This window comes from Pseudomonas sp. GM21, from assembly GCF_000282215.1.
In the GTDB taxonomy this organism is placed as follows: domain Bacteria; phylum Pseudomonadota; class Gammaproteobacteria; order Pseudomonadales; family Pseudomonadaceae; genus Aquipseudomonas.
The window spans coordinates 1-20,747 of record NZ_AKJS01000168.1; the positions used below are offsets into that span (position 1 = coordinate 1).

General features: G+C 58.3%; 21 protein-coding genes. 6 read left to right on the forward strand and 15 right to left on the reverse strand.

What is annotated here, in order from left to right; genetic code table 11:
* Nucleotides 1-20 precede the first annotated feature (20 nt).
* From msrQ to mrcB, 9 genes are all read right to left on the reverse strand, one after another.
* A complete protein-coding gene (gene msrQ / locus PMI22_RS03655) occupies nt 21-641 on the reverse strand; it encodes a protein-methionine-sulfoxide reductase heme-binding subunit MsrQ (protein ID WP_007948643.1) in 621 nt (206 codons plus the stop codon).
* A complete protein-coding gene (gene msrP, locus PMI22_RS03650; protein WP_007948645.1) occupies nt 641-1,654 on the reverse strand; it encodes a protein-methionine-sulfoxide reductase catalytic subunit MsrP in 1,014 nt (337 codons plus the stop codon). Before msrP ends, msrQ begins: the two co-directional genes overlap by 1 nt.
* A gap of 63 nt (nt 1,655-1,717) precedes the next feature.
* Entirely contained in the window at nt 1,718-2,575 is an 858-nt protein-coding gene (pssA, locus tag PMI22_RS03645) for a CDP-diacylglycerol--serine O-phosphatidyltransferase (RefSeq protein ID WP_007948646.1), read from the reverse strand.
* A 145-nt stretch (nt 2,576-2,720) separates the two neighbouring features.
* A complete protein-coding gene (gene ilvC, locus PMI22_RS03640) occupies nt 2,721-3,737 on the reverse strand; it encodes a ketol-acid reductoisomerase (protein ID WP_007948647.1) in 1,017 nt (338 codons plus the stop codon).
* 48 nt (nt 3,738-3,785) lie between these two features.
* Nucleotides 3,786-4,277, reverse strand: a complete 492-nt coding sequence (gene ilvN / locus PMI22_RS03635) for an acetolactate synthase small subunit (protein WP_003176102.1) — start codon at nt 4,275-4,277, stop codon at nt 3,786-3,788.
* Between the two features lie 2 nt (nt 4,278-4,279).
* On the reverse strand, nt 4,280-6,004 hold the full coding sequence (locus tag PMI22_RS03630; protein ID WP_007948648.1) for an acetolactate synthase 3 large subunit: 1,725 nt from the start codon (nt 6,002-6,004) through the stop codon (nt 4,280-4,282).
* A 578-nt stretch (nt 6,005-6,582) separates the two neighbouring features.
* The gene (locus PMI22_RS03625; RefSeq protein ID WP_007948649.1) at nt 6,583-6,918 is read right to left on the reverse strand and encodes a YqcC family protein; all 336 of its coding nucleotides are present in this window, start codon (nt 6,916-6,918) and stop codon (nt 6,583-6,585) included.
* The gene (locus PMI22_RS03620) at nt 6,918-7,664 is read right to left on the reverse strand and encodes a tetratricopeptide repeat protein (RefSeq protein WP_007948650.1); all 747 of its coding nucleotides are present in this window, start codon (nt 7,662-7,664) and stop codon (nt 6,918-6,920) included. The genes PMI22_RS03625 and PMI22_RS03620 overlap by 1 nt, the downstream gene beginning before the upstream one ends.
* A 16-nt stretch (nt 7,665-7,680) precedes the next feature.
* Entirely contained in the window at nt 7,681-10,005 is a 2,325-nt protein-coding gene (mrcB, locus tag PMI22_RS03615; RefSeq protein WP_033049703.1) for a penicillin-binding protein 1B, read from the reverse strand.
* Between the two features lie 118 nt (nt 10,006-10,123).
* On the opposite strand from mrcB, the gene PMI22_RS03610 reads away from it, so the two are divergent.
* The 3 genes from PMI22_RS03610 (at nt 10,124) to PMI22_RS03600 (ending at nt 12,626) form a co-directional block, all read left to right on the forward strand.
* The gene (locus PMI22_RS03610; protein WP_007948652.1) at nt 10,124-11,680 is read left to right on the forward strand and encodes a bifunctional aminoglycoside phosphotransferase/ATP-binding protein; all 1,557 of its coding nucleotides are present in this window, start codon (nt 10,124-10,126) and stop codon (nt 11,678-11,680) included.
* An 89-nt stretch (nt 11,681-11,769) separates the two neighbouring features.
* On the forward strand, nt 11,770-12,114 hold the full coding sequence (locus PMI22_RS03605; RefSeq protein ID WP_007948653.1) for a pentapeptide repeat-containing protein: 345 nt from the start codon (nt 11,770-11,772) through the stop codon (nt 12,112-12,114).
* A gap of 239 nt (nt 12,115-12,353) precedes the next feature.
* A complete protein-coding gene (locus tag PMI22_RS03600; RefSeq protein WP_007948654.1) occupies nt 12,354-12,626 on the forward strand; it encodes a TfoX/Sxy family protein in 273 nt (90 codons plus the stop codon).
* A gap of 264 nt (nt 12,627-12,890) precedes the next feature.
* Here PMI22_RS03600 and PMI22_RS03595 read toward each other — a convergent pair whose 3' ends face one another.
* From PMI22_RS03595 to PMI22_RS03580, 4 genes are read right to left on the reverse strand one after another with little or no spacing between them, the layout of a single operon-like run.
* A complete protein-coding gene (locus PMI22_RS03595) occupies nt 12,891-13,742 on the reverse strand; it encodes a ChaN family lipoprotein (RefSeq protein ID WP_007948655.1) in 852 nt (283 codons plus the stop codon).
* 20 nt (nt 13,743-13,762) lie between these two features.
* Entirely contained in the window at nt 13,763-14,530 is a 768-nt protein-coding gene (locus PMI22_RS03590) for a heme ABC transporter ATP-binding protein (RefSeq protein WP_007948656.1), read from the reverse strand.
* On the reverse strand, nt 14,530-15,513 hold the full coding sequence (locus tag PMI22_RS03585) for a FecCD family ABC transporter permease (protein ID WP_177323448.1): 984 nt from the start codon (nt 15,511-15,513) through the stop codon (nt 14,530-14,532). The genes PMI22_RS03590 and PMI22_RS03585 overlap by 1 nt, the downstream gene beginning before the upstream one ends.
* 50 nt (nt 15,514-15,563) lie before the next feature.
* The gene (locus PMI22_RS03580) at nt 15,564-16,436 is read right to left on the reverse strand and encodes a heme/hemin ABC transporter substrate-binding protein (protein WP_007948658.1); all 873 of its coding nucleotides are present in this window, start codon (nt 16,434-16,436) and stop codon (nt 15,564-15,566) included.
* Nucleotides 16,437-16,603: 167 nt separating this feature from the next.
* On the opposite strand from PMI22_RS03580, the gene PMI22_RS03575 reads away from it, so the two are divergent.
* A complete protein-coding gene (locus PMI22_RS03575) occupies nt 16,604-16,921 on the forward strand; it encodes a Rieske (2Fe-2S) protein (RefSeq protein ID WP_007948659.1) in 318 nt (105 codons plus the stop codon).
* On the opposite strand, the gene sfsA is transcribed toward PMI22_RS03575, so the two are convergent.
* Nucleotides 16,918-17,631: a DNA/RNA nuclease SfsA gene (sfsA, locus tag PMI22_RS03570; RefSeq protein ID WP_007948660.1), complete on the reverse strand. Its 714-nt coding sequence runs from the start codon at nt 17,629-17,631 to the stop codon at nt 16,918-16,920. The genes PMI22_RS03575 and sfsA overlap by 4 nt on opposite strands.
* Nucleotides 17,631-18,803: a pyridoxal phosphate-dependent aminotransferase gene (locus tag PMI22_RS03565; protein WP_007948661.1), complete on the reverse strand. Its 1,173-nt coding sequence runs from the start codon at nt 18,801-18,803 to the stop codon at nt 17,631-17,633. The genes sfsA and PMI22_RS03565 overlap by 1 nt, the downstream gene beginning before the upstream one ends.
* Before the next feature lie 333 nt (nt 18,804-19,136).
* Between PMI22_RS03565 and dksA the strand changes: the two genes are divergently transcribed.
* Nucleotides 19,137-19,580, forward strand: a complete 444-nt coding sequence (dksA, locus tag PMI22_RS03560; protein ID WP_007948662.1) for an RNA polymerase-binding protein DksA — start codon at nt 19,137-19,139, stop codon at nt 19,578-19,580.
* 201 nt (nt 19,581-19,781) lie between these two features.
* The gene (gluQRS, locus tag PMI22_RS03555; RefSeq protein ID WP_007948663.1) at nt 19,782-20,678 is read left to right on the forward strand and encodes a tRNA glutamyl-Q(34) synthetase GluQRS; all 897 of its coding nucleotides are present in this window, start codon (nt 19,782-19,784) and stop codon (nt 20,676-20,678) included.
* The last annotated feature ends 69 nt before the right edge of the window (nt 20,679-20,747 follow it).

Below are 20,747 nucleotides of genomic sequence, written 5' to 3' on the forward strand. Positions count from 1 at the left end.
AATCTGCCGTCAACCTTTAATTACGCCTTTCGTACAGACGGTGCCTTTTTATCCACTAAACGCGGGATTCGACGGGCAACTACCGGTATTCGCAACACTAATAGCAACACCCCTATAGAGGCATACACCGCCCACTCCTTCAGATCGGCGCGTACGATCCACAACATATGCAGCAACCCAAGCCCGAGAATTACATAGACCAGGCGATGAAGTTTCTTCCAGCGCACACCCAAACGCCGTTGACTGTAGCGATTGGAGGTCACCGCCAACGCCAGTAAACACAGAAACCCCAACGCACCGACGATAATGTACGGCCGCTTGCGCAACTCAACACCCAGCTGCGACCAGTCAAACCCCAGGATGAACGCCATATAGCCGCTTAAATGCATAACCACATAAGCAAAGCACCACAACCCCAACTGCCTTCGAACCGCAATCCACCCTGCCCACCCGGTGAGTTTTTGCAGCGGCGTCATGCTGAGCGTAATGAGTAACAGCACAAGCGTACCCAACCCCAGTCGATCGACCAGCACCTTGCCCGGATCAGGACCCAAGACGTCCGCCCACGCCTGATACAGCCAGAGCAGCGGCCACACCGCTGCCGCAATGAAAACGCCAATACGCCAAACCGGGAAACGCATCAGTAGTTCTTCCGCAGATCGAGCCCTGTATATAGAGAGGCGACTTCATCTGAGTAGCCATTGAACATCTGCGTGTCCCGCACATTCGGCTTGAACAAACCACTTGGCAATCGGCGCTCCCGGGCCTGAGTCCAGCGCGGGTGATCAACCTCGGGATTCACATTCGCGTAGAAACCATACTCATCCGCCGCAATGCTCTGCCATGTCGTTTTCGGTTGCTCACTGACCAGACTGATACGCACAATGGATTTGATGCTCTTGAAGCCATACTTCCAGGGCACCACCAAACGTAGCGGCGCTCCATTCTGATTAGGCAGTTCACGCCCGTACATGCCGACCGCAAGTATCGCCAGCGGGTTCATCGCCTCATCCAGACGCAGCCCTTCTACATACGGCCAGTCAATCAAGGCAAAGCCTGACCGCTGACCCGGCATGCTCTTGGGGTCTTCCAGGGTTTCGAAACGAATGTACTTCGCCTGAGAGGTCGGCTCGACTTGCTTGAGCAAGGCCGAAATGGGGAACCCGATCCACGGAATGACCATCGACCAGGCTTCAACACAACGAAGACGATAGATCCGCTCTTCCAACTGATAAGGCTTCATGAAGTCTTCCAGCGCATACCGCCCTGGCTTGCCCACTTCACCATCCACCACCACACGCCACGGTTCGGTCTTCAGTGCGCTTGCATTCGCAGCAGGATCGCCTTTATCAGTGCCGAACTCATAGAAGTTGTTGTAGTGGGTTGCATCCTTGAAGGGCGTGATCGCTTCGTCCTTGACGGTAATCGCCCCCCATTTAGTAGAAGGAAGCTTTTCGGCAAACCAGGAAGGCGCCTTGCCAGGCTCGACGTCCGCATAACGCACAGCCTCTTCCGCACAAGCCCAGCGCGGCAGGCTACTGACAGCCAAACCTGCAACGGCAGCCCCGAGAACATTTCGACGAGATAGATAGAAGGATTCAGGCGTGACGTCCGACTCATGACAGTCAGACGCCTTGGGGACTTTGATCAGCATGGCAACTCCGCAGCTTTGGAGAACAGATGTACCAATAGACTGCGGAGTATGAGGGAAATTACATCACTCGGCGTTTTTGTGCCGACGAAGACGCAACAGGTATTGCACCGGACCAGAGGCCGCGTAAGCGAGAAAAACCAGCAGCAGAATGCGTGGCGGATCGCTGAATACCACAGCAAAGACCAGCACCACCGCAAGAATTGCCACGAAAGGCACGCGCCCTTTCAAGTCCAGCTCCTTGAAGCTGTTGTACTTGATGTTGCTGACCATCAGCATGCCGGCAGCCGCTACCATCAGCGCAACCAGGAAGGACATCTTCGACCCCTGAATGCCGTAGTCGCTGAACGCCCAGACAATTCCCGCAACCACACCCGCCGCAGCCGGACTGGCCAGACCAATGAAGTAACGCTTGTCCGCAGTGCCGACCTGAGTGTTGAAGCGCGCCAGACGCAATGCCGCCCCCGCCACATAGATGAAGGCAACCATCCAGCCGACCTTGCCCATATCACCCAAGGCCCAGCCAAACGCCAGTAATGCCGGCGCGACACCGAAGGCGACCATGTCCGACAGCGAGTCGTACTCGGCACCAAAAGCACTCTGGGTATTGGTCATGCGAGCCACACGACCATCCAGACCGTCGAGCACCATCGCGACAAAAATCGCGATTGCGGCAAAAGCAAAGTACTTGCTCGCATTGACCGAATCACCGGCGCTCAAGGCGGCCTGGGCGCTCATCGAGTTAATGATGGAATAAAACCCTGCGAACAGGTTCGCAGTGGTGAACAGATTCGGCAGAAGATAGATACCACGATGCCGGACTTTGCGACCTTCAGCGTCATGCCCTTCCTCGATATGTTCATCGATAGGCAGCAGGCTTTCGGCGTCAGAAGCCTGGTTTGGCTCTTCGGGGCGTTCGCTCATGGACGTTACCTTGCAACAGGATGGAAAGTTTTCGACAGGTGTCTGGGACGACGGTTCGGCCACAAACGATGCAGCTTTATACCAGAAGCGGCGACCCAAACGAAAAAACGCGGCCTAGGCCGCGTTTTCCGTACAAGGGCGTGACTTAGTTTTTGGCTTTGTCGACGATCTTGTTGGCACCGATCCACGGCATCATGGAACGCAGTTGCTCGCCGATGATCTCGATACCGTGAGCGGCATTGTTACGACGCTTGGCGGTCATCGAAGGATAGCCGGTTGCGCCTTCGCTGATGAACATCTTGGCGTATTCGCCGTCCTGAATACGTTTCAGGGCGTTGCGCATGGCCTGACGGGACTCGGCGTTGATCACTTCCGGGCCAGTCACGTACTCGCCGTACTCAGCGTTGTTGGAGATCGAGTAGTTCATGTTGGCGATACCGCCTTCGTACATGAGGTCAACGATCAGTTTCAGTTCGTGCAGGCACTCGAAGTAGGCCATTTCTGGCGCGTAGCCAGCTTCAACCAGCGTTTCGAAACCGGCTTTGACCAGTTCAACGGTACCGCCGCACAGAACGGCTTGTTCGCCGAACAGGTCGGTTTCGGTCTCGTCCTTGAAGGTGGTTTCGATGATGCCGGTACGACCGCCACCAACGCCAGCGGCGTAGGACAGCGCAACGTTTTTGGCGTTGCCGGAAGCATCCTGATAGATAGCGATCAGGTCAGGAATACCGCCGCCTTTGACGAACTCGGAACGCACAGTGTGGCCCGGTGCTTTCGGCGCGATCATGATCACGTCGAGGTCAGCACGCGGAACAACCTGGTTGTAGTGAATCGCGAAGCCGTGGGAGAAGGCCAGGGTGGCGCCCTTCTTGATGTTCGGCTCGATTTCGTTCTTGTACAGGGCAGACTGGAACTCGTCCGGGGTCAGGATCATGACCAGGTCGGCAGCCGCGACAGCGGAAGCAACGTCGGTCACTTTCAGGCCGTGAGCTTCGGCTTTGGCAACAGTGGCCGAACCTTTACGCAGACCAACAGTAACGTCAACGCCGGAGTCTTTCAGGTTGCACGCTTGAGCGTGGCCTTGGGAACCGTAACCGATAATGGCAACTTTCTTGCCTTGGATGATGGACAGGTCGCAGTCTTTTTCGTAATAAACTTTCATGAAATTCCCCTATATATCCAGGCCGTTCAGGCCATTCGCTAATTTGGTTTAGATGCTGAGTACTTTGTCGCCGCGGGCAATACCGGTTACGCCGCTACGGACGGTTTCCAGAATCGACGCAGTGCCAATGGACTGAATGAAGCTGTCGAGCTTGTCGCTGGTACCGGTCAGTTGAACGGTATACACGCTGGCGCTGACATCAACGATCTGCCCACGGTAAATATCGGTCGTGCGTTTGATCTCGGCACGCTGGGCGCCGGTGGCCTTGACCTTGACCAGCATCAGTTCGCGCTCGATGTGAGCACTCTCCGACAGGTCGACCAATTTGACCACTTCGATCAATTTGTTCAGGTTCTTGGTGATCTGCTCGATCACTTCATCATGGCCAACCGTGGTCAGCGTCAGACGCGACAGGGTCGGGTCTTCGGTTGGCGCCACGGTCAGGCTTTCGATGTTGTAGTTGCGCTGCGAGAACAGGCCGACTACACGAGACAGAGCGCCCGGTTCGTTTTCCAGAAGCAAGGAAATAATGTGTCGCATGATTAAGTACGCTCCGTCTTGCTCAGCCACATATCGCGCATGGAGCCGTCTTTGATCTGCATCGGGTAGACGTGTTCGCTGGTGTCGACCGAAATATCGATGACCACCAGGCGATCTTTCATGGCGAACGCTTCTTCCATCTTCGACTTCAAATCTTTCGAGTCGGTGATGCGCACGCCGACGTGGCCATAGGCCTCTGCCAGCTTGACGAAGTCAGGCAGCGACTCCATGTAGGAGTGCGAGTGACGACTGCCGTAACTCATGTCTTGCCACTGGCGAACCATACCCAGAACGCCATTGTTCAGGATGACGATTTTTACCGGCAAACCATATTGCAGACAGGTGGACAGTTCCTGAATGTTCATCTGGATACTGCCCTCGCCCGTCACACAGGCGACATCCGCATCCGGGAAGTTCAACTTGATACCCATGGCCGCCGGGAAACCGAAGCCCATGGTGCCCAATCCACCGGAGTTGATCCAGCGGTTCGGCTTGTTGAACTTGTAGTACTGCGCCGCGAACATTTGGTGCTGACCCACGTCGGAGGCCACAAAGGCGTCGCCCTTGGTGACTTCGCACAGGGTTTCGATCACGGTCTGCGGCTTGATGACGCTGCCGTCGCCCTTGTCGTAAGGGAACAGGCCACGATCACCGCGCCACTCGTCGACCTGCTTCCACCAGCTGGCAACGGACTCCTTGTTCGGGGTCTCGCCGATTTCCTTGAGAATCGCGACCATTTCGGTCAGGACGCTCTCGACCGGACCGACGATAGGCACGTCTGCCTTGATGGTTTTGGAAATCGAAGCCGGGTCGATGTCGATATGAATGATCTTGGCATTCGGGCAGAACTTTGCCGGACCGTTGATCACGCGGTCATCGAAACGCGCGCCGACTGCAAGGATCACGTCGGCATGGTGCATTGCCAGGTTGGCGGTATAGCTGCCGTGCATGCCGAGCATGCCGATGAACTGACGATCGGTGCCAGGGTAGGCACCCAGGCCCATCAGGGTATTGGTCACTGGCAGGTTGAGCATCTTCGCCAATTCGGTCAGCGGCGCGGAGCCACCACCGAGAATCACACCACCGCCGGCGTACATCACTGGACGCTTGGCCGCCAGGAGCATTTCTGCCGCCTTGCGGATTTGCCCGGAGTGACCGCGGACGGCCGGGCTGTAGGAACGCAGCTTGGCTTTCTTCGGGAAGATGTATTCGAACTTTTCGGCAGGGTTGGTCATGTCTTTCGGGATATCGACAACGACCGGACCCGGACGACCGGATTGCGCCAGGTAGAACGCTTTCTTCATGACTTCCGGGATTTCCGATGCGTGCTTGATCATGAAGCTGTGCTTCACGATCGGCCGGGAGATACCGATCATGTCGGTTTCCTGGAACGCATCGGTGCCCACCATGCTGCTAGGCACCTGGCCGGAAATGACCACCATCGGAATGGAGTCCATATAGGCCGTGGCAATACCGGTGATGGCGTTGGTTGCGCCCGGGCCGGAAGTCACCAGTACCACGCCGGCTTTACCGGTGGCTCGGGCATAACCGTCAGCCATATGGGTCGCAGCCTGCTCGTGACGAACCAGGATGTGAGTCACTTCCGGTTCTTTGAACAGGGCATCGTATACATGAAGGAGAGCACCACCCGGGTACCCGTAGATATATTTGACGCCTTCGTCACGCAAGAAGCGGACGAGCATCTCACCGCCAGATAAAAGCTCCACGTTGTTCACCTCTAAAACGCCAGAATACCGTCCACTCAAACGGGGACGGGTCTTAATAGGTTTACTTCTCAGCAGAGCATGAGCGACGGTGGTCGCCGACTACGTCAGCACTGACTGAGCAAGTATTGGGATCGTCCCAAGTGTTGCGGGCCTTTCCCACCCAGCGCGAGGTAACGCGTTGCGGGTGTAACAAGTCGGCGCGGGTGTGCGCCTCATGATCTGCTGAGTGGGCCTGCTTCTGGCAGTCCCTCTACAGCGGACTTTGGATTCTTCTGTTTCGTCCTCTGCAAGTCAAGTCGTCAATGTGCTTTATTGAAGTAAGCACATGAGAAAGCAAGAAAAAATCGCCAAACAGCGACTGTGTTAGCTTCGATTGCGCAACTCAACACCAGTAAATGGTACGAGAACGAAGCTGGTGAAACTGCGGAGCAATCCCCGACTTCGGAGGATGTGAGCGGCGAGATGCACCGCCTGACCGATCAACAACGTCAGGAACGCATCGGCGAAACACAGAAACAGGTTGTGCAGAACTGCTGTAGGAGCCGAGCAAGCTCGGCTCCTACAAAGAAGGATCGGTGTTAGCGCGAGGTGGTGATCAGCAGGTCAAACTCTTTGAGCAGCACTTGCAGCTGCCGATCCTTGCCCTGGACATCACGGGCGGCGAAGACCATTTCGGCCATTTCCTGAATCCCGGATACGGCGGGCAATGGCTGATCCTGCTCGAGGATCATTTTCATCCGGGGCAGGAAGATCCATTGCAGCCACTGTTCGAAGTCCAGCGTATCGACCGAAAACGGCTCGACACTGGAAAGCGCTTCAGCAGAGGGTGCAACGTCACCCCACCACCCCTGCACCCGCAGTTCACGCTCAATCAGCAGCAGCTGCTCGGCAATCTTCGGGAAACGTGCGTCCATCACAGCGATACCTTGGCCTTCTGACGGGCCAAAGCTGCGCCGGCAGAATCACCTTGTTTGTCTCGCGCCTGGGCGATCAAGTCCCAGAGACTGGCCTGGAGATCCGGACGGCCATTGGCGAAGGTCAGACCACGACGGGCGAATTGTTCAGCCTGCGCGGCATCCCCTTGAGCCATGCGCACCTGAGCCAGACGATAAAGCACCTGCGGCTCACGCGGCGCGACGCGCTGAGCACGCTCCAGACTGGACGAAGCACCGTTGAGGTCGCCGCTTGCCTGTTGCTGTTGAGCCGTGGTCAACAGCGCCAGCACCGGACCATCAAGCTGCTCGTCGGCTGACAGACCGCCAGCGCTCGCCGAAGGAATCCCGCTCGGCGTCGACGGCATGCTGTAGCTGCCCTGATCGATCGGTGCAGACTGGACTGGCGACGTATCGATCGGCCCAGGAGTAATCGGACCCGGTGTGATTGGCGAGGTACTGATCGGTGCGGAGGTGGCAGCGCCGCCACCCGGGATCATCACCACCACACCGGTATCGCCTTGCGGAATCGCCTGGGTCTGGGATTGGGTTTGGGCTTGCGCAGGACGTTTCACAGTCGTCTTGCGAAAGCCGCCATTCGCCGAAATCCGCTCACTGTTGGACACAGCCGTGCCGGAATCCTCAACCGGAATCGAACCACGTTGTACGGTGGAGCAACCGCTGAGCAACGCCACGGTGACAACCGCTGGTATCAACCACTTGTTCACTTGAATCCCTCTTTGCTTAATTCATCCAGCCCTTGACCCAATCCATCACCGTTTCACCGGAAGCGGGGCCTTCGCCACCACAAGCCGCACCGGGAGGTGGTTCGCTGCCGCGAATATACGGCATCTGCACAGCGCCTGGGCAGCCCGCATCGGAGCCTTGACCGCTACGTGAATCGACCCAGGCTTGAACTACGTTGTCCGGCTGCGGCATGTCCAGCGGCAGCGGATCGGCTTTGCGCATGAAACTGGTCCAGACCTGCAAGGCGCCGGTAGCGCCGGTGAATGGCGTCTTGCCGTTGTCATCGCGGCCCAGCCAGACCACCGCCAGCAAGTCCTGACTGAAACCGGCGAACCAGCTGTCCCGGGAATCGTTACTGGTACCGGTCTTGCCGGCCAGGGTGAGGGTCTTGGGCAACACGTTATAAACCGAACTGCCGGTACCTTCACGCATGACCCGCTGCATGGCGCTCTGGATCAGGTAAATGGACGCTGGATCAAAACGCTGCTCGATCTGGAAAGGATAGCGTTTGAGCGGTTCACCTTCGGCGGTCAATACGCTGCGAATCCCGCGCATCGGTGTGTTGAAACCACCGTTGGCCAACGTCTGGTACATGGTCGCCACTTCAATCGGCGTCATGCCACCTGCGCCCAGCAACATCGACGGGAACGCCGGAAATTCACGAGTCACGCCCAAGCGAGCCAGGGTCTTGAGGACGTTCGGTACACCTATTGCCAAACCCAGGCGCGCGGTTGAAAGGTTGTAGGAATGCGCCAGCCCCTGATACAGGAAAACCGTGCCGTGGGAACGGCGATCGTAGTTCTGCGGTTTCCAGACCTGACCGTCCGCGCCTTTGACCGAAAAGGACTCATCCGACAGCCAGCTGGTCAGCGTGTATTGAGTGGGCTTCTCAAGGGCCGTCAGATAAACCGCCGGCTTGATCAACGAACCGATGGGGCGTACCGCGTCCAGCGCACGGTTGAAACCGGCAAAACTGGCCTGACGGCTGCCGATCATGGCCTGGACCTCACCGGTTTCCGGGTTGGTCACGACCATGGCGGCTTCGACTTCATCGGAACCCTTGCGACCGGACAGACGCTTGAACGTGTCGTTGACCGAGGCTTCGGCTTTCATCTGCAGAATCGGGTCGAAGCTGGTGAAGATCCGCAGACCTTCTTCGGTCAAGTCTTCGTCGCGGTAGTCTTCGCGCAACTGGCGTTTAACCAGATCGATAAAACCCGGGAAAGAGCTGTCGGCCAGCTTGCCGCGCGTCGTCACACCCAGTGGCATTATCTTCGCGGCAGCGACCTGCTCAGCGGTGGCGACGCCTTGTTGTTCAAGGACATCGAGCACCAGATTGCGTCGCTCAAGGGCCCGCTCAGGATTGCGGCGCGGGTTGTAATAGGACGGCCCCTTGACCATTCCCACCAACATGGCGACCTGGTGCAGTTTCAGTTCGGACAACGGCTGCCCGAAGAAGAACTGGCTGGCCAGACCGAAACCGTGAACCGCGCGCTGGCCGTCCTGACCAACGAACACTTCATTGAGGTAAGCCTCAAGAATTTCTCGTTTGTCGTAATGCAGCTCAAGCAGCATCGCCATCATGGCTTCGGTGAGTTTGCGCGACAGGCTGCGTTCGCTGGTCAGGTAGAAGTTCTTGACCAACTGTTGTGTCAGCGTACTGCCACCCTGGGTCATTTTGCCGCCAGAGGTATTGACGTAGACAGCCCGGACAATCGACTTCGGTGACACGCCCCAGTGGCTATAGAAGTCCCGATCTTCCACGGCAATCAGGGTTTCCAGCAGATAAGGCGGGACCTGATCGATTTTGATCAGGATGCGGTCTTCCAGGTTTTTCGGGTAAATACCGCCGATCATCAGCGGCTCCAGCCGCACCACCGATAGCTTCGAACCGTTGGTCGCCGAAAGCTCTGCGACATAGTCGCCAGAGAAACGCACGCGCACGGGCTGAGGTTTCTCCAGGCCTTCATAGAACTGGAAGCCGCGGGTATTCAAATCGACGGTATTGCCGTTGACCGAGGCTGCGCCCGGGCCATTGCTCACGCTTTCACGTCGGTAGCCCAAGGCGTCGAGCTCGGTGAGGAAGTCCTCCTTGCTCAGCTTCTGGCCGGTGAACAGTTCGAGCGGGCGCGCATACACCTTGGCCGGAATGGTCCAGCGCTTGCCGGAGAATTTTTCCTGGACGATAGCGTCGAGATAAACCGCGAATCCGGCGAGCACCACGAGGCCGACCAGACTGAGTTTAAGGGCCCAGCCCAACCATGGGCTCAGGCCCCTGGAAGGTGGTTTTTTTGGAGTGCGGGGGGATCGAGTACGAGTCATGGCGGCGGATTATACGCACTTTATCCAGACTCGACAGACGCCCTCCGAGGTTTGCGTCAGGCGGACTTGCGGCCATAATGGCGGCCTTGAATTTTTCCCAGACTCTGAAGGATCGCCTGTGAGCCAGTCCCTGATCGCCGCTCTGCAAAACCCGGCCCTCTACCCGCATCCGGTAGACGGGTTCCAGGTCATCGAAACCCATATTTCCTGGGTCATCCTCACAGGCCCCTTTGCTTATAAAGTGAAGAAGCCCATGAATTTCGGCTTCCTCGACTTCACCAGCCTCGACGCCCGCGAGCACTTCTGTGGTGAAGAACTGCGCTTGAACCAGCGCCTGACCAACGATTTGTATCTGGAAGTGTTGCCAATCACCGGCAGCGCCGAAGCGCCACAACTGGGCGGTGAAGGCCCTGTCGTCGACTTCGCCCTGAAAATGCGTCAATTCCCACAAAGCCAACTGCTCAGCACCCTGCAGGCCAATGGCGAACTGACCACCGCGCACATCGACGAAATGGCTGCGCAGATTGCCCAATTTCACCTCTCCGCGCCGAAAGTCCCTGCCGAACACGAAGCTGGCACCCCGGACAGCGTGATGGCACCGGTGCGCCAGAACTTCGAACAGATCCGCCCGTTCCTCAGCGACAAGGCTGATCTGCTGCAACTCGACGCCCTGCAAGCCTGGGCCGAAAGCAGCTTCGAACGCCTCAAGCCACTGTTCGCCCAGAGAAAAGCCGAAGGCTTCATTCGTGAATGCCATGGTGATATCCATCTAGGCAACGCTACCGTGATCGATGGCAAGGTCGTGATTTTCGACTGCATCGAGTTCAACGAGCCGTTCCGTTTCACCGACGTCTACGCCGACACCGGTTTCCTGGCAATGGACCTGGAAGACCGTGGCCTGAAGTCCCTGGCACGCCGCTTCATCAGCCAATACCTGGAGCTGACCGGAGACTATCAAGGCCTTGAACTGCTGAACTTCTATAAAGCCTACCGCGCACTGGTTCGCGCCAAGGTCAGCTTGTTCAGCATGCCGGCCGAAGCCGACCCGGTGCAGCGCGCCACGACCCTGCGCCAGTACCGCAACTACGCCAACCTCGCGGAAAGCTACAGCACCATTCCTTCGCGTTTCATGGCGATTACCCACGGTGTGTCCGCTGTCGGCAAGAGCCACGTCGCCATGCGTCTGGTCGAAGCGTTGGGCGCCATTCGCCTTCGCTCGGATGTAGAACGCAAACGTCTGTTCGGCGAACAAACCGTAGCGAATGAACCGCAGGCCGGCATTTATAGTGCCGACGCCAGTGCCGCCACCTACAGCCGTCTGCATGAGATTGCCGGGGTCATCCTGCGCGCCGGTTTCCCGGTGGTGATCGATGCCACCTACCTCAAGCGCGACCAGCGCGACGGCGCGGCAAAAATCGCCGAGGCCACAGGTGCACCGTTCCTGATCCTCGATTGCAACGCACCACAAGCCGTGATCGAAAGCTGGCTGGCCCTGCGCCAGGCAGACAACAAGGATCCGTCCGACGCCAACCTGGCCATAATCGAAGCCCAGCAAGCCAATCGTGAACCACTGACGCCTGCAGAAATTCTGTGCAGCAAGCGTGTCCAGACCAATGAAAGCGGGACCCTCGATACGGTCGTCGCGCAAATTCGTCAACGCATGCCAGGCCTGTAAAACTATTTCAGCCGTGAGGCCTCCCCAGGCTTCACGGCTGTCAAATAGTGGCACTATACTGGCGTCATAAAACCATCAGGTGATGCGACATGAGCCAGCCCAAGTTTCTCGACACCCCGCTGTATGCCCTGCTGCACAAAGACGACATCACAGGCTTCAACAACGAACGGCCCAAAGACGGCACCATTGACATGGTGGGTGGCGATTTCCGGGGTCTGGACTTGCGTGAGCTGAACGCAGATGGGGTCGACTTTACCGATGCCTATTTCCGATCCGCCGATTTGCGCGGCATCGACTTTCGCAACGCATCCCTCGAAGGGGCCAGCCTGGCTCATGCCCAGATCTCCGGCGCCTACTTCCCGCCAGAGCTGAGCGCGGACGAGATCCTGATGTCGATGAACTTCGGCACTCGCCTGCGTTATCGCACTCGTTAAAAAGACGCTTTACCTGACAAGTCCAGCGCGCCACTTTGCGCTGGACTCCGAATTTGCTCGCGACAGCTAGACTTCTAGTACCCACCCCATTTGCATTCGCCGACACTCAGCCAAGTTGTTGAGTTTGCTTCTTAGAAGCTTTTACGTCGAAAACCGCCAAACAATCACGCTTTTCCTACTGATGGCTACACTCCTGAGAAGCTCGCACACGCTCCGTTCGGCCGTCGCAAGGAGGCTTGATGAATGATGAACTGCAGCACCTGAAAAATCTTGGCAAGACGTCGGCGCAGTGGCTGCATGCCGTGGGTATCCACAGTGCCTCGGACTTGCGTCGCCTTGGGGCGGTGGATGCTTATCGAGCCGTGCGTACGCGCGGGTTTCGAGCGTCCAAGGTGTTGTTGTATGCAATCGAAGGCGCATTGATGGATGTGCACTGGAATGACATTCCAGCCGAGCGAAAAGAAGCCTTGAACAAACAGCTGGAAGCGATTTCGTCGCGCCACAAGGCTTGAGGTATTGATTTCACTCAGGCTCGCGACCTCATGCCCCAGTGTTTACCGGGCTTTGAAACGGACTGGCGACGCATTTAAAAGAAATCAAAAAACAGCGGTTGACTTGGTAATGAGAATCGATATGATTATCACAACTGGTCGCGAGACTGGTCGATATTTGAAAAGCCCTTGGTTCGGACTCTCAGATATCTCCTCATCAGGCTAATCACGGTTATTTGACCCGGCTCTTGCCGGGTCTTTTTTTGTCTGTGAAAAACCTGTCCGTTACTTGCCGAATTGCTGACGCATCTGTGCGCAGTAATCCTTAGGCGGTGAAGCGGGGGTGTACCAGACGTAATCGGCCATTGCCGCTGTCACCTCGGCCCCCTGCTCTGCCAGCATCAAAACCGCCGGCGCTTGTGCCTGCCCCAAATCCAGCATATGAATCGGCACACCAACGTCCTTGCGCGCGTGATAAGCACCGACAAAAAGCAGTGAAGGTGTAGGGGCTGCCACCAAGCGCTCAGCCATTCGCCGGTCTCGTTGCTGCTGGACCGCCAACATGGCGGGCATTTGCGAAGCGGGCAGCAAGCCACAATGGGAGTCGCTGATCTGTGCCAGCAACACCTGCTTGACCACTGCGGCATTGGAACGCGAACCGCTCAATGGCGCAGGCTTGGCGTAAACCGCACGAACGTCGAGGCTATCCAGATTGGCCGCGAGCAGCGGATAAGGCTGAATCAGCGCGAAACTCACGATCGGCCCGTACAGCTCCCAGTCCCACCCCTCCTGCCAAGCCAAGGCAGCTGGCAAATTTTCCGGTGGCGTCGTGGCATGGCGAACGTCATCAACGCGCTGTTGTTGATCCGGCATCAGCATTTCCAGGAGCAAACTGCCTTGTGGTCGCAGCTCACCCAGCGACTGCAGCAACCACAGTTGCAGTTGATGGTGATCGCGATTGTCATGCTGCTCGCCGACGATCAGCCGCGAAGGCTTGGCAAGTCGTTCGATCAGTTCCTGCGCCGTCAGCGTTTGGCCGGTACTCAGGTCCCGAATGTCAGCACTGACCGGCGGTGGCACCGAGACATGTTGGCAGGCACTCAATAGCAGTACGGCCAACAGCAAAATTCCACGCATGTTCACCTCAATGACAAGTATCAGCGGGCGATGATCAGCGGATGCCCACGCTCCGGATGGCGCTGGACCAATACTTCCAGCCCGAATACGGCTTTGAGCGGCTCCGGCTTCAGGACCTGTTCCGGTGTATCCAGTGCCACCGGACGCCCGCCCTCAAGCAGCAACAGTCGATCACAATAACGCGCCGCCAGGTTCAGATCATGCAAGATGACTAACACGGCCGCGCCGCGATCGGCAAATTCGCGCACCGCTTGCAGGGTGGTGTGCTGATGCAGCGGGTCGAGCATCGAGGTCGGCTCATCGAGCAACAGCGTCTGCCCTGCCTCACCCGGCCAAAGCTGCGCCAGCACCCGGGCCAGATGCACCCGCTGACGCTCGCCACCGGACAGGGCCAGGTAGCTGCGACCACTCAGGTGCCCGGCATCGGCGGCGTGCAACGCGGCAGCGACAATCTCGTCATCGCGCACCCGACCGCTTTGATGGGGTAAACGCCCCATACCCACCACTTCTTCGACGCGAAAGGCAAAGTCCAGGGTCGACACCTGCGGCAGCACCGCCAGGCGCTGGGCGCGCAACGCTGCAGCCCAGTGACTCAACTGGCGATCATCGAGCCAGACGCTTCCATGATGGGCATGCAATTCGCCGCACAAGGCACTCAGCAAGGTACTTTTGCCGGCGCCATTGGGGCCGAGCACGCCAAGCACTTCGCCAGGCATGAGCTCAAGCGTGATGTCCGACAATACGGTCTTGGCGCCGCGACGGATTTGCAGGTCTTGCGTGCGCAACATCAGGCGCGCCTCCGGAGCAACAAGAACAGGAAAAATGGCGCACCAATAAAGGCCGTGACGATGCCGATCGGTAGTTCGGCCGGCGCCAGGGCCAGTCGGGCCACCAGATCGGCAAATAACAGAAGACTGGCACCTGCCAGAACCGAGGCGGGCAACAACACTCGATGATCGGGGCCGGCCAGCAAGCGCACCAGGTGCGGCACCACCAGCCCGACAAATCCGATCATTCCCGCCGCCGCCACCGCTGCGCCAACACCCAATGCCGTGCAGAACACCAGCTCACGCTTGAGCCCTTCGACGTCGATGCCCAGATGTCCGGCCTCCGACTCGCCCAGCAATAATGCATTCAAGGCCTTGGCTCGACGCGGCAACCAGAGTGCCACGCCCGCACTTACCACCAGCAACGGCCAGAGTCGTGCGTAACTGGCGCCATTAAGGCTGCCCAGGTTCCAGAAGGTCAGCGTACGCAAGGTTGCATCGTCAGCCAGATAGGTGAACAACCCCACCGCCGAGCCTGCCAGAGCGGTCAATGCGATACCGGCCAGCAGCATCGTCGCGACGTTCGTCTGGCCATTGCGTCGGCCCAGTCGATACACCAGCGCCGTCACCCCCAAGCCACCGAGAAACGCACACACCGATAACAGATAAGGCCCGAACGACTCAGGCAGCCCGCCAAACATTGACCCACCCACAATCGCGATGGCGGCACCCAATGCCGCGCCGCTGGACACTCCAACCAATCCCGGATCGGCCAGCGGGTTACGAAACAGACCCTGCATCGCCACACCGGTCAGCGCCAGCACGCCGCCCACCGCCAAGCCAAGCACGGTTCGCGGCAGACGGATCTGCCCCACGATCAATTCGGCTTGCTCCAGCCCGTCCGGCGCAATCGGCAATCCGAGCAGGCGCAGGGCAGCGTGCAAGGTGTCGAGCAACGGCAAACTGACCGGCCCCAGCGCCAGTGACAGCCAGATCGCCAGCAAACACAAAAGGCTCAGACCATTGAACAGCGCACGCGGTTTAACCAGAATGGTCATTGGTCGGCAGTGCCAGGAAAGAACCCGTCAGAGAGCTTTTTCAGGCTCTCGGGCAACCTTGGCCCCAATCCGCCCACCAGCAACGTCGGGTCCAGCTCCATGACTCGACCGCCCTTCGCCGCGCGGGTCGAGGACAGCATCGGATTTTCCTTGAACAGCGCGGCACGCGCCGCATCCCCCGTCAGTGCGCGGTCGGCAAACACCAGCACTTCGGGATCCAGGCTCACAAGTGACTCAACAGAAAAAGGCTTATAGCCGGTATGTGTGGCCAGGTTGTGACCGCCGGCCTGTTGCAGCAACCAATCGGCGGCGGTGTCCTTGCCAGCGATGAGCGGTTTGCCGCCCGCATGCCCGAGCAGCATCAACACGCCCGGTGATTGTTGCGTGAGCTGTGCCTTGGTCACCCGGATTTTTTGTTGATCGAGTTGCGCCTGATAGCGCTGGTATGCCTGTGCAGCCTGGTCTTCAGCCCCCAGCAATTTGCCCAGATGCTGCAAATTGACCTGCAACGTCGGTAGATCCGGTTGAGCCGAGAACAACTCAACCTGCACCCCTGAGTTACGAATCTGCGTGATCACCGGCGGCGGACCCATTTCTTCAGTGCCTATCAGCAACTGCGGGCGTAAGCTCAAAATACCTTCTGCCGACAATTGCCGCTGATAGCCGATGCTTGGTAGCGCCTTGAGGCTTTCAGGGTGCTGACTGGTGGTGTCGACACCCACCAGTTTCGATTCGCCCCCCAGTACGCTCACCCACTCGGACAGCGCGCCACCGGCAGTGACCCAACGTTGCGGTAACTCGTCCGCTGCGCCATGGTGACTGACGACGAGTCCGACACAGAGCGCAGCAACGCGGGTACTCAGGCGCATAGACAGCTTCCTTTAAAGTTTTTTCCCGGGCATCGAGATGGCAGGCCACGTATTCTCGGCCACCGGCACCTGCGCCCGATGGGCCAGGCGGCCATTTGATAATTGTTTGTATTTGAACGTCAAGCTCGGACATTTCTAGTCACGAGGCGATGGATCTGAGGATAGACATGAAGTTTCTTTGCACAGGTGTCGAATTGGCTGACGCCAGCAGTCGCGGTTTCGACATCGAAGGACAGAAACTCTTTGCCGTACGCCGGGGTGGTCAGGTCTACGTCTACGTGAATCGCTGCCCGCACCGCGGGGTGGGCCTGGAATGGACGCCAAACAGCTTTCTCGACCCCAGCAACAGTCTGATTCAGTGCGCCACCCACGGCGCACTGTTTCTGATCGAAGACGGGGAATGCGTTTCCGGCCCCTGCGCCGGTCAATCGCTGACCACCGTGCCCTGCCGCGAAGACGCGCAAGGTATCTGGGTCAGCCTTTAGCCGCTGAGCAGCACGTCCAGGCGCCGATCAACCACCATTTCCTCATGGGTCAGACGCACGCCATAGGCCAGCACTTCCACCCCGCACGCCACCGCCTCACGCAAAGCCGCCGCGTAGGCCGAGTCGATTTCTTGCGCAGGACGCACCGCATCGATACCGGTCAAGTTGACGCAATACAACTGAACCGCACGAATCCCGTCCCGGGCCAGGTGCGCCAATTCGCGCAAATGCTTGGCTCCACGCTGGGTCACCGCATCGGGAAACGCGGCCACCGCAGAGCCGTCGAAGCCCAGGGTAACGCTTTTGACTTCTACATAGGCCGGGCCGCTGGGGTAATCAAGACGGAAATCGATCCGGCTGCTTTCCTGCCCATAAGCCACCTCGCGCCTGAGCTCAGTAAAACCGTTCAGTTCACTGATCACACCCGCGCGCAACGCCTCTTCAATCAAACCATTGGCTCGCCCGGTGTTGACGCAAAACAAGCGCCCTTGCGGGGTTTCGCCGACTTCCCAGGTACCGGGCAACTTGCGTTTCGGATCGTTGGAACGGCTGAACCAGACCTGCCCACCCTCGACCTGACAATTGAGCATCGAGCCCGTGTTGGGACAATGAATAGTCAGCAACTCGCCGCTAACGGTTTCGATATCGGCGAGAAAGCGCTTGTAACGACGGATCAGACGCCCTTCTTCGAGGGGAGGATGAAAACGCATCAGCCTTGCCAGCTCTTCAAACCGCGAGCGATTCGCTCGACCGCTTCCTGCAAGCGCGGCCGGCTTTGAGTGTAGGCAAAACGTACATGGTGCCCAGCGTGAAAGCGCCCGAAATCGAGTCCCGGGGTAATTGCCACATGCTCGGTTTCAAGGAAGTGTCGGCAGAACGCGTAGGCATCACCGCCGAACTTGCTAATATCCGCATACAAATAGAACGCGCCTTCCGGCTCCACGGCGATACCAAAACCCAGCTCGCGCAAGGCTGGCAGCAGGAAATCGCGACGACGGCCAAATTCAGCGCGGCGCTCTTCGAGAATGCTGATGGTCGCCGGCTCAAAGCAGGCCAATGCGGCATGCTGGGCCATGCTCGGCGCGCTGATGTAGAGATTTTGCGCGAGTTTTTCCAGCTCGCCGACAGCGGCCTCAGGCGCCACCAGCCAACCGAGACGCCAGCCAGTCATGCCGAAATACTTGGAAAAGCTATTCAGCACAAACGCACTGTCATCGACTTCCAGCACGCTGGCGGCATCGGTGCCGTACGTCAGGCCGTGATAGATCTCATCCACCACCAGATGACCGTGTCGCAGCTTGATCGCCGCAGACAACCCCGCCAGCTCATCGCGCGTCAGGATCGTCCCGGTCGGATTGGCTGGGGAAGCCACTAACGCGCCCACGCTGTCGTGGTCCCAATGACGCGCAACCAGATCAGGGGTCAGCTGATAACGCACCTCTGGACCTACAGGAACAAGCTGCGCCGCACCTTCCACCAATCGCAGGAAGTGCCGGTTGCAGGGGTAGCCCGGATCCGCCAGCAACCAGTGCTTGCCCGGATCCACCAGCAAGGCGCTGGCCAGTAACAAGGCGCCCGAACCGCCTGGGGTGATGAGGATTCGTTTGGGGTCAATGTTCAACCCATAACGCTGCTGATAGAAACCGGAAATGGCCTCTCGCAGCTCGGGAATACCCCGCGCGGCGGTGTAACGGGTCTTCCCTGCCGACAATGCCGCCTGGCCGGCTTGAATGATCGGCTCAGCGGTAGTGAAGTCAGGCTCGCCGATTTCCAGGTGGATGACGTCGTGGCCAGCGGCTTGCAGTTCGTTGGCCCGCGCCAGCAACGCCATGACGTGGAAAGGTTCGATTGCACGACTGCGGGCACTGTAGGACTGAGCCATTAGCCTTCCTTCAACAGAGAAAAGAATCAATTCTACCCAAGCGCAGGAACGAGCGAGAGCCTAAAGCGGTCTGACGCCTTAGCACCTGACCATAAACGACTCAAACGAGTACCCCAAGTTTGACTAAAATCAATATTTGACCAGGTCTCCAACACCACCAGACAAGGCTTTGCGATGATTTGCAAGCGCAAAGGGCCACTACCTCGACATCCAGGAGTAGCGCGCCCCGATTTGATCTGGTAAGTTCGCCCGCTTGCAGCCGCAGGGCCGGCAGGTGTCGGTGATGGAGCAATCCTGCGCAGATGGATTACAAGAGTAGAGGCGGTCCATTTCATGCCCACCCAAGCAAAGCAACAGCAAAGCACGACAATCAGCGGCTTCGAACCCTACAAAGAAGTGAAGGGCGAGGAGTACATGGGCAAGCCCATGCGCGCTCACTTCACCAAGATCCTGAACAAGTGGAAACAGGACTTGATGCAGGAAGTCGACCGTACTGTTGATCACATGAAAGACGAAGCGGCCAACTTCCCGGACCCGGCAGACCGTGCCAGCCAGGAAGAAGAATTCAGCCTCGAGCTGCGTGCCCGCGACCGCGAGCGCAAGCTGATCAAGAAGATCGACAAGACGCTGCAACTGATTGAAGACGAAGAATATGGCTGGTGCGAGTCCTGTGGCGTCGAAATCGGCGTCAAGCGACTCGAAGCCCGCCCTACCGCCGACATGTGCGTTGACTGCAAGACCCTGGCGGAAATCAAGGAAAAGCAAGTCGGCAAGTAACATCGACTTGAACGAAGAACGGAGCGTGCGAACGCTCCGTTTTTGTTTCTGAGATTCACCACGGAGAGCAACCTGTGGGAGCGAGCCTACTCGCGAAAGGGCCATCAGCTTCAACATTGATGGCGGCTGATACACCGCTTTCGCGAGCAGGCTCGCTCCCACAGGGACTTGAGCACGACCAGACAAAGTAAACTTGCCCTCATGACTGCTATCACCTCCCCCACCTACATCGGGCGTTTCGCCCCCACGCCCAGTGGACATTTGCATTTCGGTTCGCTGGTCGCCGCACTGGCCTCGTACCTCGACGCCCGCGCGGTGGGTGGCCGCTGGCTGATGCGCATGGAAGACCTCGACCCGCCACGGGAAGAACCCGGCGCTCAGGCGGCGATTCTCAAGGCACTTGAAAGCTATGGTTTCGAGTGGGACGGCGAAATGGTCCGCCAGAGCGACCGGCATGAAGCGTACGCCGAAGTACTCAACCGCCTGTTCAATCACGGCCTTGCTTACGCCTGCACCTGCTCGCGCAAGCAGCTGGAGCACTACCACGGTATTTATCCGGGACTGTGCCGCAACGCTGGCCACGGCACCGAAGACGCGGCGATTCGCCTGCGCGTGCCCGAGCTGGAATACCACTTCATCGACCGCGTGCAAGGTGAATTCCGCCAGCATCTGGGTCGCGAGGTGGGCGATTTTGTGATTCGCCGTCGCGACGGGCTCTACGCTTATCAACTGGCTGTCGTACTGGACGATGCCTGGCAAGGCATCACCGATATTGTGCGAGGCGCCGACCTGCTGGACTCCACGCCGCGCCAGCTCTATCTACAAGAACTGCTCGGCCTGCGGCAACCGCGTTATCTGCACATCCCGCTGATTACCCAGCCCGATGGCAACAAACTCGGCAAATCCTACCGCTCGCCGCCGTTGACCGAAGATCAGGCCACCCCTTTATTGCTGCGTGCATTACGCGCACTCGGGCAAAACCCCGCTACCGAACTGGCTTACGCCAGCCCACGGGAGGTGTTGAACTGGGGCATTGCCCACTGGGATGCGACGCTGATCCCGCGCACACTAAACCTGCCTGAGGCGCAACTGCAGTGATCGCACTTGCAGTGGCGCGCCCATCCGTTACCATCGCCGCACGTTTTCGGGCACGCGCATAAAAAAGAG

What these genes read in the sequence shown, in the direction of transcription:
- msrQ (WP_007948643.1), bottom strand. Translation starts at nt 641, where the DNA reads ATGCGTTTCCCGGTTTGGCGTATTGGCGTTTTCATTGCGGCAGCGGTG.
- msrP (WP_007948645.1), bottom strand. Translation starts at nt 1,654, where the DNA reads ATGCTGATCAAAGTCCCCAAGGCGTCTGACTGTCATGAGTCGGACGTC.
- pssA (WP_007948646.1), bottom strand. Translation starts at nt 2,575, where the DNA reads ATGAGCGAACGCCCCGAAGAGCCAAACCAGGCTTCTGACGCCGAAAGC.
- ilvC (WP_007948647.1), bottom strand. Translation starts at nt 3,737, where the DNA reads ATGAAAGTTTATTACGAAAAAGACTGCGACCTGTCCATCATCCAAGGC.
- ilvN (WP_003176102.1), bottom strand. Translation starts at nt 4,277, where the DNA reads ATGCGACACATTATTTCCTTGCTTCTGGAAAACGAACCGGGCGCTCTG.
- PMI22_RS03625 (WP_007948649.1), bottom strand. Translation starts at nt 6,918, where the DNA reads ATGGACGCACGTTTCCCGAAGATTGCCGAGCAGCTGCTGCTGATTGAG.
- mrcB (WP_033049703.1), bottom strand. Translation starts at nt 10,005, where the DNA reads ATGACTCGTACTCGATCCCCCCGCACTCCAAAAAAACCACCTTCCAGG.
- PMI22_RS03605 (WP_007948653.1), top strand. Translation starts at nt 11,770, where the DNA reads ATGAGCCAGCCCAAGTTTCTCGACACCCCGCTGTATGCCCTGCTGCAC.
- PMI22_RS03600 (WP_007948654.1), top strand. Translation starts at nt 12,354, where the DNA reads ATGAATGATGAACTGCAGCACCTGAAAAATCTTGGCAAGACGTCGGCG.
- PMI22_RS03595 (WP_007948655.1), bottom strand. Translation starts at nt 13,742, where the DNA reads ATGCGTGGAATTTTGCTGTTGGCCGTACTGCTATTGAGTGCCTGCCAA.
- PMI22_RS03590 (WP_007948656.1), bottom strand. Translation starts at nt 14,530, where the DNA reads ATGTTGCGCACGCAAGACCTGCAAATCCGTCGCGGCGCCAAGACCGTA.
- PMI22_RS03580 (WP_007948658.1), bottom strand. Translation starts at nt 16,436, where the DNA reads ATGCGCCTGAGTACCCGCGTTGCTGCGCTCTGTGTCGGACTCGTCGTC.
- PMI22_RS03575 (WP_007948659.1), top strand. Translation starts at nt 16,604, where the DNA reads ATGAAGTTTCTTTGCACAGGTGTCGAATTGGCTGACGCCAGCAGTCGC.
- sfsA (WP_007948660.1), bottom strand. Translation starts at nt 17,631, where the DNA reads ATGCGTTTTCATCCTCCCCTCGAAGAAGGGCGTCTGATCCGTCGTTAC.
- PMI22_RS03565 (WP_007948661.1), bottom strand. Translation starts at nt 18,803, where the DNA reads ATGGCTCAGTCCTACAGTGCCCGCAGTCGTGCAATCGAACCTTTCCAC.
- dksA (WP_007948662.1), top strand. Translation starts at nt 19,137, where the DNA reads ATGCCCACCCAAGCAAAGCAACAGCAAAGCACGACAATCAGCGGCTTC.
- gluQRS (WP_007948663.1), top strand. Translation starts at nt 19,782, where the DNA reads ATGACTGCTATCACCTCCCCCACCTACATCGGGCGTTTCGCCCCCACG.